This is a genomic window from Salinicola tamaricis, assembly GCF_003006155.1.
In the GTDB taxonomy this organism is placed as follows: Bacteria; Pseudomonadota; Gammaproteobacteria; order Pseudomonadales; family Halomonadaceae; genus Salinicola; species Salinicola tamaricis.
The window spans coordinates 2,149,951-2,165,556 of the sequence record NZ_CP023559.1 but is presented as its reverse complement, the minus strand read 5'-3'; the positions used below and the strand labels follow the sequence as shown (position 1 = coordinate 2,165,556).

General features: G+C 67.3%; 13 protein-coding genes and 3 pseudogenes. 10 read left to right on the top strand and 6 right to left on the bottom strand.

Annotated elements, in window-relative coordinates:
• Positions 1 to 73 precede the first annotated feature (73 nt).
• From CN538_RS22690 to CN538_RS26225, 7 genes and pseudogenes are all read left to right on the top strand, one after another.
• Positions 74 to 400, top strand: coding sequence for a type 2 periplasmic-binding domain-containing protein (locus tag CN538_RS22690; protein ID WP_242494957.1), 327 nt, complete (start codon positions 74 to 76; stop codon positions 398 to 400).
• Complete coding sequence (dctP, locus tag CN538_RS09965) at positions 397 to 1,119, top strand: TRAP transporter substrate-binding protein DctP (protein WP_242494955.1); 723 nt, start codon at positions 397 to 399, stop codon at positions 1,117 to 1,119. Before CN538_RS22690 ends, dctP begins: the two co-directional genes overlap by 4 nt.
• Before the next feature lie 72 nt (positions 1,120 to 1,191).
• Complete coding sequence (locus CN538_RS09960) at positions 1,192 to 1,830, top strand: TRAP transporter small permease subunit (RefSeq protein ID WP_106419327.1); 639 nt, start codon at positions 1,192 to 1,194, stop codon at positions 1,828 to 1,830.
• Complete coding sequence (locus tag CN538_RS22685; RefSeq protein ID WP_242494954.1) at positions 1,830 to 1,997, top strand: hypothetical protein; 168 nt, start codon at positions 1,830 to 1,832, stop codon at positions 1,995 to 1,997. The genes CN538_RS09960 and CN538_RS22685 overlap by 1 nt, the downstream gene beginning before the upstream one ends.
• Positions 1,967 to 3,109, top strand: a complete 1,143-nt coding sequence (locus tag CN538_RS09955) for a TRAP transporter large permease (RefSeq protein ID WP_340638328.1) — start codon at positions 1,967 to 1,969, stop codon at positions 3,107 to 3,109. The genes CN538_RS22685 and CN538_RS09955 overlap by 31 nt, the downstream gene beginning before the upstream one ends.
• Before the next feature lie 39 nt (positions 3,110 to 3,148).
• A complete protein-coding gene (locus tag CN538_RS09950) occupies positions 3,149 to 3,832 on the top strand; it encodes a DUF2848 domain-containing protein (RefSeq protein ID WP_106419326.1) in 684 nt (227 codons plus the stop codon).
• Positions 3,829 to 5,203 (top strand): annotated as a pseudogene (locus CN538_RS26225) (amidase). Before CN538_RS09950 ends, CN538_RS26225 begins: the two are co-directional and overlap by 4 nt.
• A 60-nt stretch (positions 5,204 to 5,263) precedes the next feature.
• Here the strand turns inward: CN538_RS26225 and CN538_RS09935 are convergent.
• Entirely contained in the window at positions 5,264 to 5,899 is a 636-nt protein-coding gene (locus tag CN538_RS09935) for a YceI family protein (RefSeq protein WP_106419323.1), read from the bottom strand.
• 249 nt (positions 5,900 to 6,148) lie between these two features.
• On the opposite strand from CN538_RS09935, the gene CN538_RS09930 reads away from it, so the two are divergent.
• From CN538_RS09930 to CN538_RS09920, 3 genes and pseudogenes are all read left to right on the top strand, one after another.
• A complete protein-coding gene (locus CN538_RS09930; RefSeq protein WP_242494953.1) occupies positions 6,149 to 7,351 on the top strand; it encodes an MFS transporter in 1,203 nt (400 codons plus the stop codon).
• A gap of 333 nt (positions 7,352 to 7,684) precedes the next feature.
• On the top strand, positions 7,685 to 8,149 hold the full coding sequence (locus CN538_RS09925; RefSeq protein ID WP_106419321.1) for a nodulation efficiency, NfeD-like protein: 465 nt from the start codon (positions 7,685 to 7,687) through the stop codon (positions 8,147 to 8,149).
• Positions 8,146 to 9,179: pseudogene (locus CN538_RS09920) on the top strand (SPFH domain-containing protein). The gene CN538_RS09925 and the pseudogene CN538_RS09920 overlap by 4 nt, the downstream one beginning before the upstream one ends.
• A 133-nt stretch (positions 9,180 to 9,312) precedes the next feature.
• Here the strand turns inward: CN538_RS09920 and astB are convergent.
• The 5 genes and pseudogenes from astB to CN538_RS09895 form a co-directional block, all read right to left on the bottom strand.
• Positions 9,313 to 10,665: an N-succinylarginine dihydrolase gene (astB, locus tag CN538_RS09915; protein ID WP_106419320.1), complete on the bottom strand. Its 1,353-nt coding sequence runs from the start codon at positions 10,663 to 10,665 to the stop codon at positions 9,313 to 9,315.
• Positions 10,662 to 12,131, bottom strand: a complete 1,470-nt coding sequence (astD, locus tag CN538_RS09910) for a succinylglutamate-semialdehyde dehydrogenase (RefSeq protein ID WP_106419319.1) — start codon at positions 12,129 to 12,131, stop codon at positions 10,662 to 10,664. Before astD ends, astB begins: the two co-directional genes overlap by 4 nt.
• Positions 12,132 to 12,220: 89 nt before the next feature.
• Positions 12,221 to 13,240, bottom strand: coding sequence for an arginine N-succinyltransferase (gene astA, locus CN538_RS09905; RefSeq protein WP_106419318.1), 1,020 nt, complete (start codon positions 13,238 to 13,240; stop codon positions 12,221 to 12,223).
• Positions 13,240 to 14,358: an arginine N-succinyltransferase gene (locus CN538_RS09900; protein WP_106419317.1), complete on the bottom strand. Its 1,119-nt coding sequence runs from the start codon at positions 14,356 to 14,358 to the stop codon at positions 13,240 to 13,242. Before CN538_RS09900 ends, astA begins: the two co-directional genes overlap by 1 nt.
• 10 nt (positions 14,359 to 14,368) lie before the next feature.
• A pseudogene (locus CN538_RS09895) lies at positions 14,369 to 15,585 on the bottom strand (aspartate aminotransferase family protein).
• Positions 15,586 to 15,606: the final 21 nt, after the last annotated feature.

Here is a 15,606-nt window from a genome sequence, read left to right as displayed (position 1 = left end):
GATCGCGCGACGAGCGCGGCCGTCAGGCGATGACCCACCCTCGTACAACAAACTCAATACGCGAGAGAGTCCCATGAAAAAGATGCTGCTCGGCCTCACCATGACCGCCCTGGCCGCCGGTCTCACCCAACAGGCAAGTGCGGAAACCAGCCTCAACGTCGTCGGTACCTGGAGCGCGGTCTCCCTGCACAAGAACTTCGAGAAGCCGTTCTGGACCGAGACCCTGCCCAAGGCGAGCGATGGCCAGATCCAGGTCCAGATGACGACCTTCGATCAGATGGGTATCGAAGGCAGCGATGTCTTCACCTACCTGAAGAACGGCCTGTTCAATGTCGGCATGACCTTCTCCGACTATGTCGGCGGCGAGGCGCCGGCACTCGAAGGCTCGACCTGCCGATGATGACCACCGACCCCGAGAAGGCCCGCGAGGTCAGCGAGGCGTTCATGCCAATCGCCGAAAGAGCGATGCAGTCTCACTACAAGGCGCACGTGCTGGCGATCGCGCCCAACACGCCGCAGGTGGTGTTCTGCAACACGCCGATCAAGGGCCTCGGCGATCTGCAGGGCAAGAAGGTCCGCGCCAGCGGCCGCACCACGGCGGAGTTCCTCTCCGCCATCGGCGCCCAGAGCACGGTCATGGCCTTCAACGAAGTGCCCGGCGCGCTGGAGCGCGGGGTGATCGACTGTGCCGTCACCGGCTCGCTCTCCGGCTACAACTCCGGCTGGCAGGATGTCGCCGATTATCTGCTGCCGCTCCCCATCGGCGGCTGGGATACGGTCATCACGGCGGTCAGTGACGACACCTGGAACTCGCTCGACGACGAGACCAAGCGGACCATCGAGAGCCAGATCGTACCCGGCTTCATCGATCCGGTGTGGAACAACCTGGCCAAGGACGAGCAGCAGGGCATCGCCTGCCTGACCGGCCATGGCGAGTGCGAGCACGGCAAGCCGGGCGACATGACACTGGCCGCGGTGACCGATGCCGACCGCGAGCGCGCCCATCAGGCGCTGGTCAGTGCGGTCCTGCCGAGCTGGGCTTCGCGGATCGATGACGAAACGATCTCGCTCTGGAACGAGAACGTCGCTCCCCTCGTCGCCCTCCCCATCGTCAAGTAAACGGGCCACAGGGTCGGGCACGCCGGTGCCCGGCCCTAGACACCCGTTCTCAGCCGCCGGCAGGTATTCAACATGCTCGCTCTCGTCTCTCTGTTCGACGCCCTCGTGGGCGCCGTCCGCCTCGTCTCGCGCTGGGCCGCTCGGCTCATCGGCCTGCTGCTGCTGGCCGTCGTAGCAATGGTCATCCTGGAAGTGGTCAGCCGCAAGCTGCTGGGTCGCTCCTTCGAAGGCGTCCAGGAGACTGCCGGTTATGTCCTCGCCGTTCTCTCGGCCTGGGGGCTCTCGCACACGCTGGTCGAACGTGCCCATATCCGCATCGATGTCGGCTACTCGAAGCTGCCGAGCGCTGCTCGGGCAGCGCTCGACCTGCTCTCGATACTCGCCGTCAATCTGGTCGGCTGGATGATCGTCATCCACGCCTGGCCGGTGTTCTCGGGGTCACTCTCCAACCACACCACCGCCAATACGCCGCTGTCGACGCCGCTGTGGATACCGCAGCTGGTCTGGGTGTTGGGCTACACCTGGTTCGCCCTGGCGGCGGCGGTGCTGGCGATTCGCGCCCTGCTGGCGGCGGCCGGCGGCGATATCGCCACGATTCGCAAGCTGATCGGCATGGGCCACGAGGCCGATCCGCTCGAGTCCGCCCCGTTCGAGATCAACGAGCTCGAAGCCCGCGCGCACGACAACGCCGCACCCGGAGGGAAATCCTGATGCTCGCCTATCTCTCCATCGGGATTCTGGCGCTGCTGCTGACCGGCATCCCGGTGGCCATCACGCTGTTCCTGCTCGCCTTCGGCGTCGATCAGTTCTTCTCGTTCTTCCCGCTGATGCGGCGCTCGGCCAGAATCTGTGGTCGGCGGCGGACTCCTTTCTGCTGATCGCGATTCCGCTGTTCGTGCTGATGGGCGAGATCATCGTGCGCGCGGGCATCGCCGAGCGCGCCTATCGCGCCATGGATCACTGGCTCTCCTGGCTGCCCGGCGGCCTGCTGCATGCCAACGTGATGACCTCGATGCTGTTCTCCGCGACCTCGGGCTCCTCCGTGGCCACCGCGGCCACGATCTCCACAGTGGCGCTGCCGCAGGGCGACAAGCTCGGCTATCACCCGCGGCTCTTCTGCGGCAGCATCGCCGCCGGCGGCACGCTGGGCATCCTGATCCCGCCATCGATCAACCTGATCGTCTACGGCTTCCTGACCGAGACCTCGATCCCCAAGCTGTTCGTGGCCGGGCTGCTGCCGGGGCTGCTGCTGACAGGCCTGTTCATGCTGACGGCGATCCTGTTCTGCGCTTTCAAGCCGTCGCTGGGCGGGCCACGCCGTCGCTCGAGCTGGCCTGAGCGTTTGCGTCATCTGAAGTTTCTGCTGCCGCTGCTGATCCTGTTCGTCGCCATCGTCGGCTCGATCTACACCGGCTGGGCGACGCCTACTGAAGCCGCCGCCATCGGCGTGGTGGTGGCGCTGATGCTCGCCGGGTTCAACCGGCGGCTGGACTGGCGCATGCTGACCGAAGCGCTCGACAACACCGTGCGCACCACCTCGATGATTCTGTTCATCATGCTGGCGGCCTCGTTTCTCAACTTCGCGCTCGCCTCGGCGGGTCTCTCCCAACAGCTGACGCAGCTGCTGACGCAACTGGACCTGTCGCCGATGGCGCTGCTGCTCTGCGTGCTGGCGCTGCTGGTGGTGCTCGGTTTCTTCATCGAGACGCTGTCGATGATGGTGATCACGCTGCCGATCATCGCGCCCCTGCTGTTCGCCGCGGGCTTCGACAAGGTGTGGTTCGGCGTGGTGATGATCCTGTTCGTCGAGATGGCGCTGATCACCCCGCCGGTCGGTCTCAACCTCTACATCGTGCAGGCAGCCCGGCGCGGTAAGCCGTTCTCCGACGTGATCGTCGGCACGCTGCCGTTCATTGCCGCCATGGTGGTGATGGCCGTGCTGCTGATCCTGTTCCCCGGCATCGCCCTGTGGCTGCCGAACTCGCTCTGACTCGCCGCGTCATCGACAAAGACAACTCAGGAACCGCTCATGCTGACTTTCGATACCCCCGAGAACGCGCTCACCGTCACGCCGCAACGGCTGGCGATCGCCGGCTGGGCAGGCCGCGATCAGGCAAACGTGCAACATCACATCGACGAGCTGGCCGCCATCGGCGTCAAGCCGCCCTCCAGCGTACCGCTGTTCTATCGCGCCAGCGCGCAACTGCTGACCCAGGCGGAGAACGTCGAGATGCTCGGCGGCGACGGCTCCGGCGAAGCCGAGGTCTGCCTGGTCAGCGACGAAGATGGCCGACTGTGGGTGACGCTCGCCTCCGATCACACCGATCGTAAACTCGAGGCGGTCGGTGTCGCCGAGTCCAAGCAGCTCTGCGCCAAGCCGGTCGCCCGACAGGCCTGGCCGCTGGCGGCCATCCGCGAGCATTGGGATGCGCTGGAACTGGCCAGTGAGATCGAAGAGAACGGCCAGGTCGTCACCTATCAGCAGGGCACGCTGGCCGAACTGCTGAACGTCGACACGCTGCTGGCCAAGCTGCCGGCCGCACTCAAGCAGGGCGAATCGCTGGCCCCCAACACGCTGCTGCTGTGCGGCACGGTACCGGCCATCGACGGTATCCGACCCAGCCAGCGCTTCTCGATGACGCTCACCGACCCCGTGCTGAATCGCCGCCTGAGCCACCGCTACACCGTCATCGAGCTCGAGGTCGCGCAATGAGCTCACCAGAGACGCCACAGGATGCCGCTCGCGCGTTCTGGGCGCGCCCTGCCGGCCAACGCTGCCTGCACGACTGGCAGGCGGCCATCGACAGCGGCGACTTCACCTCCGCCCAGGCGCTGGAGGCCCTGGTCGAGCGAGCCCGGTCACAGGCTGCGGTCACCGCTACGGCCTATCTCGAATTCGATGCCGACAAGCTGACGGACCGGTTGGCGCGGGTCGACCCCACCCAACCTCTGGCGGGTGTGCCGATCAGCATCAAGGATCTGTTCGACGTCCAGGGCGAGGTGACCCGTGCCGCCTCCCGCGTGCTGGGGGGCAACCCGCCCGCCGGTCGCGATGCGCCGGCGGTCCAGCGTCTGCGCCGTGCCGGGGCGCTGCTGACCGGGCGCACCAACATGAGCGAGTTCGCGTTCTCGGGGCTCGGCCTCAATCGACACTACGGCACGCCCCCAATACGTTCGATGGCGAACGCATCACCGGCGGTTCGACCTCGGGCGGCGCGGCCTCGGTCGCCTTCGGTCTCGCCGCCGCCGCGCTGGGCAGCGATACCGGCGGTTCGCTCAGGATCCCGGCGGCGTTCTCGGCCTGACCGGCTTCAAGCCGAGCCAGGCCAGCGTGCCCGGCGAAGGGGCTTACCCGCTCGCGCCGAGCCTCGACTGCGTGGGCCCGATCGCGCCCAGCGTCGCGTGCTGCGCCAGCCTCTGGTCGATTCTGGCCGAGCGGCCACTGCCGACGCTGGATGCCACGCCGCGGCCGCTGCGGCTGGCGATCGCCGAAGGCGGCCTGATGAGCGAGCTCGATGATGCGGTTCGCGACGGCTTCGAGGCGGCCGTTGCTGTCCTCGAAGCCAGTGGGTGTCACGTCGAGCGTCTCCCGTTCGCGGCCGTCGACGCGGCGCTAGCGATCAACCAGCAGGGTGGTCTGGTGGTGCCGGAAGCGGCCGCGCTGCACCGCGAGCAGCTCGCCCGCGCCGAGGCCGACTACGACCCCTTGATCGCCGAACGCCTGAAGGGCGGCCGGGATATCAGCGCCGCGGATTACCTGCAGCGTCTGTGGCCAAGGGCGGGCTGGCAGCAGCGCTTTGAACAGGAGATGGCCGGCTTCGATGCGGTGCTGCTGCCCACCGTCGCCACGCTGCCCCCGAGACGGGCCGAGCTCGAAAACGACGCCGCCGCCTTCCAGCGCGCCAACCGGCTGGCGCTGCGCAATACCAGCGTCTTCAACTATCTCGACGCAGCCTCGATCTCGCTGCCCTACCTCGCCACCGGCGCCGAGCTCCCCATCGGCCTGATGCTATCGCGCCCCCAGGGCGACGATGCCGTGCTGTTGCAGCATGCCGGCGTGGTGGAGGCGATGCTGGCGCCATGAAAGCGGACGCGCACCGCTATCGGGTGACACGAGCTTCAGGACGCCGCTCATCGTCAGCCATCAATGTGCCGGGGTGAACTCCGCCTCGATCTCCAGAGCGACCCGATCGCTGATCCCCATACCGTCGCTGCCCTTGGGCAACAGGAAGTCGATGCCCCAGTCGCTGCGCCTCATCTCGGCATCCGCGTCGAAGCCCAGACGATAGGTATCGTCGTAGGGGTAGACGGCGGCACGATTGAACGTAGCGTCCAGGGTCAGCGGGTGGGTCTGGCCGTTGAGCGTCAACTGCCCTTCGATGGTCGCCTGGTTGTCACCTGCCAGCGTGATGCGCGTCGAGCGGAAGGTGGCAATCGGGTTGACGGCGACGTCGAAGAAGTCATCGCCGGCCAGGTGCTCGTCCAGCGCGCTCCCGGTCACCACCTGGTCGAGCGGGATCTGGATGGTGAGCTGGCTGCGCGTCGGATCCTCAGCCAGTGCCAGCGTGCCACTGGCAGCGGTGAACTGCCCCTGATAGGTCGAGAAGCCGTAGTGATCCACCGCCCAGGTCACCTTGGAGTGCAGTGGATCGAGGCGGTAGGTACCGGCGAGCACCTGGGTAATATCGCGGGTCGCGGGTGGCGGCGCGGCCAGGGCACTGGTGCTGCCCAGCAGCGTCACCAGCCCGGCGGCACCCAGCGTGATCGTTGTCAGTCTCATGCGTGCTCTCCCCCAGTCGGTAGAATCCAGTCGGCCAAATCCTGTCGATCGCAACGCGATACCCCTCTCGAACCGCGCGGGGGCCGCGGCACGACCACTCGGTCTCTGTCTAGGCTAGCCCAGATGGGCGCTGCCGCTGGGGATATCTCCCCCACCACGGCCGCCACCCGTGATCGCGCCGTCCGCAAGACGTCTCGGCATGGAGTAGGAGTGCTAAGATGCAGCCCCATGCTTCAGAGAGTCTTCCCCGTGTCGTCAGCCCCGATCACTCGTCACCCGCTTCCCGCCTGGCTGTGGCTCTTGGCCTTTGGCCTCGCCGCGATCAACCTGCGCGCGCCGATCGTGGTGGTGGGGCCGGTGCTCGAACCGATCATGTCGACGCTCTCCATCGGCGCCGGCACCGCCAGTCTCTTCACCACCGGGATGATTCTCTGCTTCGGGCTACTGTCGCCGCTGGCGCCGGGCTTCGCCGGGCGCGTGGGCCTCGACCGCGCGATCGCCTGGGCGCTCAGCCTGATCGCCCTGGGCGGGCTGCTGCGCGGGATGGAGAGCGTGACGCTGATGCTGGCGGGCACCCTGTGCGCGGGGCTGGGTATCGCCTTCGGCAATGTGTTCATGCCGAGCCTGGTCAAGCGCGACCGCGGTGATCGCCTGGGCCGTACCATGGGGCTCTATACGGTGATGATGGGCGTGGGCGCGACGATCAGCGCCGGCAGCGCGGTCCCGCTGATGCGCGCCTCGGGCAGCTGGTCGACCCCGATCTGGCTATGGGCCGGTTTCGGCGTGTTCTCGGCGCTGTTGTGGTGGCGTTTGGCGCTGCGTCTGCCCGCGGGCGACGGCGCTGCCACCAAGCGCCCGCCGATGTCGCGCCTGTTCCGCAGCCCGGTGGCGTGGACGCTGACGCTGTTCATGGGCGCCCAGTCGCTCGGCTTCTATACCCTGCAGACCTGGGTGCCGGCGGTGGCGATGCAGGCCGGCGTGCCCGAAGCCACCGCCGGGCTGATGCTGTCGATGATCAACCTCACCAGCATCCCCGCCAGCTATTTCATTGCCCGTCTCGCCTCGCGTCTGACCCACCACAGTCTGCTGGTGCTCGGCCTGTGTGCGCTGATCGCGGTCGCCCTGCTGGGGCTGATGCTGGCCCCTACCGCGTCGCCGATCGGCTGGGCGCTGCTGCTGCTCGGCGCCGGCCAAGGCGGCTGCTTCAGTTTCGCGTTGACCATGATCGTGCTGCGCACGCGTCAGCCGCAGCACGCTGCCATGCTCTCGGGCATGTCGCAGAGCCTGGGCTATCTGCTGGCGGCCTGCGGCCCGCTGCTTTTCGGCGCCCTGCACGGCTTGAGCGGCGACTGGCAGCTCTCGCTGGGGTTTTTGCTGCTGTTGCTGGCCGGCCAGAGCGTGGCCGGAGTGCTATTGGGGCGGCCGCGGATGGTCAGGCTCGGTGACGATTAGACCATGTCTGAAAAGTATTGCGCGCCAACGGCGGCTATGGTCGAAGTCTTACACGATGTGAAGGCGATCGCTGATACCCAGCCGTCGTACCAACGGGCACACTACGCTTTGCCTGAAAAATGTCTACGCTCGCCCATACGGCGTTAAAAATTGACTCAAAATGCTCGTTTACGACTTGTAAACTGCGCTTTTTCGACAATTTTTGCCTTGTCTGGCCATCGCTCGCCGACTTTTCAGACAGAGCTTAGGCACTTTCCGAAAAGCACCGCGCTGCGACTTTTCAGACAGCGCCCCGGCGCCCCTCTTTCTTGTGATCCGATCGGTGGAGACACGATGGACTGGAACATGGCCTATGTCTGGCTGGTGGCGGCCCTGCTGCTGGGGCTGGCCGAGCTGCTCTCCGGCGCGCTGGTGCTGCTGGCGCTGGCGCTGGCGACCCTGGTCGCGGTGCTGCTGGCCGCGCTCGGCGCCTCGTTAAGCTGGCAGCTGTTGGGGCTGGGCCTGGCCGCCGGGGTGATGCTGCCGCTGGTGATCAAGGTGATCCGCCCGCGCTTCTCGCCCCGCGGGGTCGCCTACGGCACCACCGGCACCGGCACCGAACGCGGCCAGCGCTATCGCACGCTGAAGCGCGATTTCGATGGCGCCAGCGGCATCGAGATCAACGGCGACTTCTATCGGCTGCGCGTCGCCGACAGCGACACGACCGAGCTGTCCGCCAACAGCGAGGTCATCTTCCAGCGTTTCGAGGGCACCCTCGCCATCGTCACGCTCCCCCACACTAGGGAGTCATCATCATGAATTTCATCGGGCCCGGGCTGCTGATCAGCCTGATCATCGTCGCGCTGGGCGTGATCCTCATCATCAAGGGGCTGGTCATCGTGCGCCAGTCGGAGGTGATGGTGGTCGAGCGTCTCGGCTCCTTCAACCGGCTGCTGGAGAGCGGGATCAACGTGATCATCCCGTTCATCGAGCAACCGCGGGCGATCAGCATGATTCGCTATCGCAAGCAGGGCGAGGAGTACTATCCGATCTCCACCGAGGAGGTGCGCATCGACCGCCGCGAGACGGTGATGGACTTCCCCGGCCAGCCGGTGGTGACCACCGACAACGTCACCGTCACCATCAACGGCGCGCTCTACTACCAGATCATCGATCCCAAGCGGGCGTGTATGAAGTCGCCAACATGAGCCAGGCGGTCGAGGTGCTGGCCAAGACCACGCTGCGTTCGGTGGTGGGCAAGATGGAGCTGGACAAGCTGTTCGAGTCCCGCGCCGAGGTCAACAACGCCATCCAGGCGGACATGGAGACGCCGGCCTCCAAGTGGGGGGTCAAGATCACCCGCGTCGAGGTTCAGGACATCGCCATGCCCGAGGAGGTGGAGAGCGCCATGCGCCTGCAGATGGCCGCCGAGCGTAAACGCCGCGCCACGGTGACCGAAGCCGAGGGCGAGAAGTCCGCCGCCATCGCCATGGCCCAGGGCCAGCGCGAGTCGGCGATTCTCAACGCCGAGGGCGACAAGCAGTCGGCAATTCTGCGTGCCCAGGGCGAGCAGGAGTCGATCAAGCTGGTGCTCAACGCCATCGGCGAGAGCGACGAGAACAAGCGCACCGTGGTGGGCTACCTGCTCGGCCAGAGCTATATCAAGGCGCTACCGAACATGGCCAAGGCAGGCGAGCGGGTCTTCGTGCCCTACGAGTCCTCTGCCCTGCTGGGCTCGATGGGCATGTTCCGCGAGATGGCCGGCTCACCGGAAGACACAGTCGCCAAGCACCTGCGCGACAACGACCTGCAGCGCGGCATGGTCGGCGGCGCCGCCAGCCAGAGCTGAGCACCGAAGGCCCGGGCAGGCGCCCGGGCCATCAGGCTGGGTACGAAAACTGCCTGCGCTCGCAGGCTTTTCTAACAACCGCTAGTCATACCTACCGAAACGCCCGACGTCAGTCGGGTGGGAACGGCCCCTCTCAGCCGAGCTGAAACGGATAGACGTTGCCGATACCCAGCAGGCGGGTGAGTTCGTCCAGCGCTGCCAGCGTCTCCTCGGCGAGCTGCGGGTCGGCCAGATCATCGGGCGTCAGCCGGTCACGGTAGTGACGCTCGACCCACCCCACCAGTTCGCCGTGCAGACGCTCATCGAGCAGCACGCGCCCGCCCAGGGCGCAGCGCTCCTGCGCCGAGAGCGCCACGCGCAGGCGCAGACACGCCGGCCCGCCCCCGTTACGCATGCTCTGCTTGACGTCCTTGACCAGGATCTCGCCGATCGGATTGTGACCGGCCAGCAGCAGATCCTGGATCGCCCGCCACACCGTCTCGTTCTCCTGGCACTCGCCCGGCACCACCAGCGTCATGTCGCCGCCGGGGTTGGTGAGCAGCTGCGAGTTGAACAGATAGGTCGAGACCGCCTCCTCCAGGCTGATCGCCTCGCTGGGCACGCGCACCGGGATCAGCGGCGTGGCCATTCGGCTGCGCAGTGCATCCAGGGTCTGCTCCTCGTCGAGGAACGCCATCTCGTGGTAGAGCAGTACCGGGCCGTTGCCCACCGCGATCACGTCGTTGTGGAACACCCCGGCATCGATCGCCTCGGGGTGCTGCTGGGCGAACACCGTCTGCGCCTCAGCCAGGCCATGCTGACGCGCCACCGCCTGGCTGGCCTCCAGCGTCTGGCGTGCGGGGTAACGCTGCGGGCCACGCTCGCCGCCGAACGCCTGGCGCCCATAGACGTAGAGATGCACCCCCGGCTCGCCGTGATCGCCGCAAAGCCGGGTGTGGTTGGCCGCGCCCTCGTCGGAGAACGCCGGGGTCGCCGGCAGCGCCGAATGATGGGCGAAGTAGGCCGGATCGCGGAAGATCGCCGCCAGCACGCGGGCGGTGGTCTCCGGCTCCAGATAGCGGTGAAAGCTCGACTGCAGGTTGGCCGGGGTGAAGTGCACGCGGCCATCCGCGGCGTCGATACTCGGCGTCACCGTGGCGGCATTGGCGGTCCACATGCTCGACGCCGAACACACCGCACGCAGCAGCTGCGGCGCCTCGCGGGCGGCCCGGGTCAGCACCTCGGCATTGCTGCCGGTAAAGCCCAGCGCGCGCAGCGCGCCGAGATCGGGGCGCTGCTGCGGCGGCAGCACGCCCTGGGCGTAGCCGGCATCCATCAGCGACTTCATCTTGGCCAGCCCCTGCAGCGCCGCCTCGCGCGGATTGGAGGCAAGACCGCCGTGGCGCATCGAGGCCACGTTGCCGTGGGCCAGGCCGGCATAGTTGTGGGTCGGCCCGACCAGTCCGTCGAAATTGACCTCGCGCACGTCGTCCGCAGCGTCGCTCATAAACTCACCCCGGGCGGCAGTTCGCCGGGCAGCGTCAAGGTATCGGACTCCATCGAGGCGACGGGATAGGCGCAGTAGTCGGCGGCATAGTAGGCGCTGGGGCGGTGGTTACCGCTGTCGCCGATACCGCCGAAGGGCGCATCACCGGAAGCACCGGTGGTCTGGCGGTTCCAGTTGACGATGCCAGCGCGAATGCGCAACAGAAAGTCATCCCATTCCGGCTGGTCGCCGCCGATCAGCCCGGCGGAGAGGCCGTAGCGAGTATCGTTGGCCAGTGCGATGGCATGGTCCCAGTCGCGATAGCGGTAGACCTTGAGCAGCGGACCGAAGTGCTCCTCGTCGGGCACCTCGCAGCCGGTGACATCCACCAACCCCGGCGAGAGCAGGCTGGTGCCGGCTTCGAGCGAGGCCATGCGCACGATCACCCGGCCGCCGCGCGCCTCGAGATCGGCCTGAGCCGCGAGTAGCCCCTCGGCCGCCGCCGGGCTGACGAGCCCTGCGTAGAACGGCGCCGGCTCGCTGAACGGCGCTGCCACACGCAGTTTCTGCATCGCCTCGGCCAACCGCGCGATCAACTGATCGCCGCTCTCGCCCTCGGGCACGATCAGGCGACGGGCGCAGGTGCAGCGCTGGCCGCCGGAGAGAAACGCCGACTGCAGGATGGTCAGCACCACCGCTTCGGGGTCGCGTACGTCGCGCACCACCAGCGGGTTGTTGCCGCCCAGTTCGAGCGCCAGGAGCTTGCCGATCTGACCACCGAATTGGCGATGCAGCAGGCCGCCGATCTTGGCGCTGCCGGTGAACAGCAAGCCGTCGATATCGCTGTGGCCAGCCAGCGCCTGGCCCACCTCGGCCGCCCCCTGGACCAAGTTGATCACCCCGGCGGGCAGGCCGGCTGCGACCCAGCACTGCAGGATCAGGTCGGCGGTCAGCGGGGTCTGCTCGCTGGGCTTGAACACCACGCAGTTGCCCGCCAGCAGCGCCGGCACCATATGCCCATTGGGCAGGTGGCCAGGGAAGTTGTAGGGGCCAAATACCGCCAGCACGCCGTGGGGGCGGTGGCGCAGCACCGCGCGGGTGCCGTTGGCGTCGCGGGCGCGCTCACCGGTACGCTCGTGATAGGCATTCACCGAGATGGCGATCTTGCCGATCATCGCGCCGACTTCGGTGCGCGCCTCCCACAGCGGCTTGCCGGTCTCGCGGGCGATGCTTTCGGCCAGCGGCTCGCGGTTGGCCTCGAGCTGGTCGCGGAAGCGTTCGACCACCGCCTGGCGCTCGGCCAGCGGCAGCCGCGCCCAGCCGGCAAAAGCGCGCCGTGCAGCACTCACCGCCATGCCGACCTGTTCCGTGGAGGCGGCGTTGGCCTGCCATAGACGCGTGCCGGCGACCGGATCGTACTTGGTGAAGGCAGCCGCAGCACCCGCTTGCCACTGGCCGTCGATCAGCAGTTGTTGTGTGGCGTCCATGGTTCCCTCCGGTTGGATTCTGAAAAGTCGGCTCGGCTCGCGGCGGCGCCCCACCGGATGCGGCCGCCGCGCCGGCGCTCTGGTTCAGGTCAGGTCTGCAGCAGGCGCAGGGCGTCGCCGCCGGTCACGTTCAGGCGCTGCGCTTCCGTCTCGCTCAGGTGGACCACGCCATCGGCATCGGGGCCGCGACCGATGAAGCTGCAGCGGAAATCCGCCATGCCGGTGGTCGCCGCCAGCCAGCTAGGCCGCTCGGCGTGGTCGAGCTCGCCGCCGCTGACCTCGACCAGTGCCCGCTGCGAGTGGCGAATGGCGCCCACGTCATCGATATAGGCCTCCACGGTGGGGCCGCCATCGAAGATGTCGATATAGCCTTCCCAGCGCAGCCCCTCTTTCTTGAGCATCTCCAGCGCCGGGCGGGTCTGCTCATGGACCTGACCGATGCACGCCCGCGCCGCCTCGGGCAGGAACGGCGTGTAGATCGGGTACTTGGGCATCAGCTCGCCAATGAAGCTCTTCTGGCCCAGCCCGGTGAGCTGATCCGCCTGCTTGAACTCCATGGGGAAGAAATGGCTGCCCAGACACTGCCAGAACGGGCTGATACCGTCGGCATCGATCACCCCGCGCATCTCGGCGAGCACCTTGTCCGGGAAGCCATCGCGGAACTCCGCCATGAACAGCCAGCGCGCCTTGGAGAGCAGCGTACCGTTACGGTCGCGGCGGTAGGCCGGGCGCAGGAACAGCGAGGCGACCTCGGCATCGCCGGTGTGGTCGGAGCTCAAGAACAGCGTATCGATGGTGCGATGCAGATCGAGCTGGACCGAGGAGTGGGCGAGCTTGCCCACCCGGTAGTGATAGAAGGGCGTCTCGCGCCCGACCTCCGCCTCGATGGCGCAGCAGCCGGCCAACTCGCCGCTCTGCTCGTCTTCGAGCACGAAGAAGTAGAGCCGCTCGCAGGCGGGTACACGGCCCTCGAAGGCCGCTACCGCCTTGTCGATCTTGGCGACGAGGAAGTCGTGATCGTTGGGCAACGAGGTGAACCCGACCCCGGTCTCCTGAGCCAGCGACTTGAGTTCATCGATATCGTGATGGCTGATGGGTCTCAGACGCATTACAGGTCTCCCTCGTCCAATGCATCCTCGACGTCCGGCAGCGCCAGCGGCGCGACCAGGACCGCCCGCCCCTCCTCCACGCCGAGCAGCTCGGCCTGGGCCTCGGAGAGCAGTAGCTGGCCGGTGGGCGTCAGCGCGTAGCGGGCCACGGTGCAGCGAAAATCGGCCAGACGCTGGTTGGCCACCATCGCCGGCTCGGCGTCCGGCAGCGAGGCCGCCGGGCGAATGCGTACCGGGTGCCAGCCGCAGTGGTTGAGCGTGCGCAGGCGTGCGCGCTCGCCGCGCAGGACCGGCCCGGCATCGAAGATATCCACGTGGCGCGAGCGCACGAAGCCCTCTGCCAGCATCTCGCCCAGTGCCGGCTCGTGGGCCGGATGCTCACGCCCGATCGCCGAGCGCGCCTGGGGCGTCAGCAGCGGCAGGTAGAGCGGGAACTGCGGCATCACCTCGGCGATGAAGCTCTTCGAGCGCACCCCGGCGAGCTGATTGATCTCGTGGTAGCCGTGGTTGAAGAAGTGCCGCCCGACGCTATCCCAGAATGGCGACGCCCCGCTCTCGTCGAGATAACCGGGGAAGGCCACCCCCAGGGTGTCGGCGAAGCGCTCCGGATACTGGGCGATGAACATCAGCCGCGCGCGCCGCAGCAGCGAGGCGGCACTGGTACCGCGATAGCGCGCATCCAGCGACAGCGCGCACAGCAGCGACACCTCGGACATCTCGTGGGAGAGCGACAGCGTCTGCACCTCATGGCGCAGGTTGAGCTGCTGCGAGGCGTGGATCAGGGTCTCCTGACGGTAGGTGTAGTAGACGTCCTGAGCCCCGGCCTGGGCGCGAATGGTCGCGGTCCCCACGATCTCGCCGATCTCGCGGTCTTCGAGCACGAAGGTGTAGCTCTCGTCGCCGGGGAAATCGACGTTGTGGGAGAGCGCCCGGCAGGAGCGCGCGATGCGCTCCTCGAGGCGGTCACGGTGGGCCGGCAGGTTGGTCAGCCGCGGCGTGGCACTGCTGGCCAGACGCTCGATGGCGCCGAGATCGGACGCCTGGGCCGGACGCACCAGCAGCTGGCCGGCCTCCCGCGCGGCCTCGCCGGCGCGGGTCGCGGGGTCGATGCCACGCATGCCGGTCGACTCACTCACTGGCTGAGACGAGGCGTTCGATGGCCAATTCCAGGCGCGCCATGCCCTCCTGGATGTCCGCCTCGGGGATCACCAGCGACGGCGCCATGCGCAGCACGTTGGGACCGGCGACCAGCGCCATCAGCCCCTCTTCGAGCGCCAGCGGCAGGATATCCCGCGCCTTGCCCTCGTAGGCGTCGCTCATCTCCGCACCGATCAGCAGCCCCATGCCGCGGATCTCCTTGAACACGCCGTACTTGCGGTTGATCACGTCGAGATGCTCGCGGAACAGCGCATGCCGGCGCTCGACGCCCTCGAGCACCTCGGAGGTATCGATGGTGGTCAGTGCCGCCAGCCCCACCGCGCAGGCCAGCGCGTTGCCGCCGTAGGTGGAGCCGTGGGTGCCCACCGCCAGCGACGGGGCGACGCGGTCGGTGGTGAGCATGGCGCCGATCGGGAAGCCGCCGCCCAGGGCCTTGGCCGAGGTCAGGATGTCCGGGATCACGCCGTAGTGCATGTAGGTGTAGAGCTTGCCGCTGCGGCCGACACCTGACTGTACTTCGTCGACCACCAGCAGCGCCTGGTGACGATCGCACAGCTCGCGCAGCCCCTGCAGGAACTCGGGCGTCGCCGGCGTCACGCCGCCCTCACCCTGGATCGGTTCGACCACCACCGCGCAGGTGTCGTCGTCGATCAGCTCGCGCACGCTGTCGAGATCGTTGAAGCGGGCGTGGTGAATGCCACCCGGCACCGGACCGAAACCTTCGGAGTACTTGGGCTGACCGCCGACGCTGACGGTGAACAGGGTGCGCCCGTGGAAGCCCTGCTTGAACGAGATGATCTTGTGCTTGCGCTCACCGAAGTTGTCGAACGCCCAGCGCCGCGCCAGCTTAAATGCCGCTTCGTTGGCCTCGCCACCGGAGGAGCAGAAGTAGACCTTGTCGGCGAAGGTGCGCGAGACCAGCTCGCGTGCCAGATTCAGCGCCGGCTCGTTGGTGTAGACGTTGGAGAGGTGCCACAGTTTGTTGGCCTGAGTGGTCAGGGCGTCGACCAGTTTGGGATGGCAGTGGCCCAGCGCGTTGACCGCAATGCCCCGGCGAAGTCGATGTACTCCTTGCCCGCCTGATCCCACAGGCGGCTGCCCTCGCCGCGCACCGGAATCGCCTGCTGCGGCGAGTAGTTGGGCATCATGTAGCGGTCGAATTCGTCTCTCGTCGGGCTTGCGGCCATCGTGGTCTCCTCACGGTTGGA

What these genes read in the sequence shown, in the direction of transcription:
- CN538_RS09960 (WP_106419327.1), top strand. Translation starts at nt 1,192, where the DNA reads ATGCTCGCTCTCGTCTCTCTGTTCGACGCCCTCGTGGGCGCCGTCCGC.
- CN538_RS22690 (WP_242494957.1), top strand. Translation starts at nt 74, where the DNA reads ATGAAAAAGATGCTGCTCGGCCTCACCATGACCGCCCTGGCCGCCGGT.
- astA (WP_106419318.1), bottom strand. Translation starts at nt 13,240, where the DNA reads ATGCGTCTGAGACCCATCAGCCATCACGATATCGATGAACTCAAGTCG.
- dctP (WP_242494955.1), top strand. Translation starts at nt 397, where the DNA reads ATGATGACCACCGACCCCGAGAAGGCCCGCGAGGTCAGCGAGGCGTTC.
- CN538_RS09935 (WP_106419323.1), bottom strand. Translation starts at nt 5,899, where the DNA reads ATGAGACTGACAACGATCACGCTGGGTGCCGCCGGGCTGGTGACGCTG.
- astD (WP_106419319.1), bottom strand. Translation starts at nt 12,131, where the DNA reads ATGGACGCCACACAACAACTGCTGATCGACGGCCAGTGGCAAGCGGGT.
- CN538_RS09950 (WP_106419326.1), top strand. Translation starts at nt 3,149, where the DNA reads ATGCTGACTTTCGATACCCCCGAGAACGCGCTCACCGTCACGCCGCAA.
- CN538_RS22685 (WP_242494954.1), top strand. Translation starts at nt 1,830, where the DNA reads ATGCTCGCCTATCTCTCCATCGGGATTCTGGCGCTGCTGCTGACCGGC.
- CN538_RS09900 (WP_106419317.1), bottom strand. Translation starts at nt 14,358, where the DNA reads ATGCGTGGCATCGACCCCGCGACCCGCGCCGGCGAGGCCGCGCGGGAG.
- astB (WP_106419320.1), bottom strand. Translation starts at nt 10,665, where the DNA reads ATGAGCGACGCTGCGGACGACGTGCGCGAGGTCAATTTCGACGGACTG.
- CN538_RS09925 (WP_106419321.1), top strand. Translation starts at nt 7,685, where the DNA reads ATGGACTGGAACATGGCCTATGTCTGGCTGGTGGCGGCCCTGCTGCTG.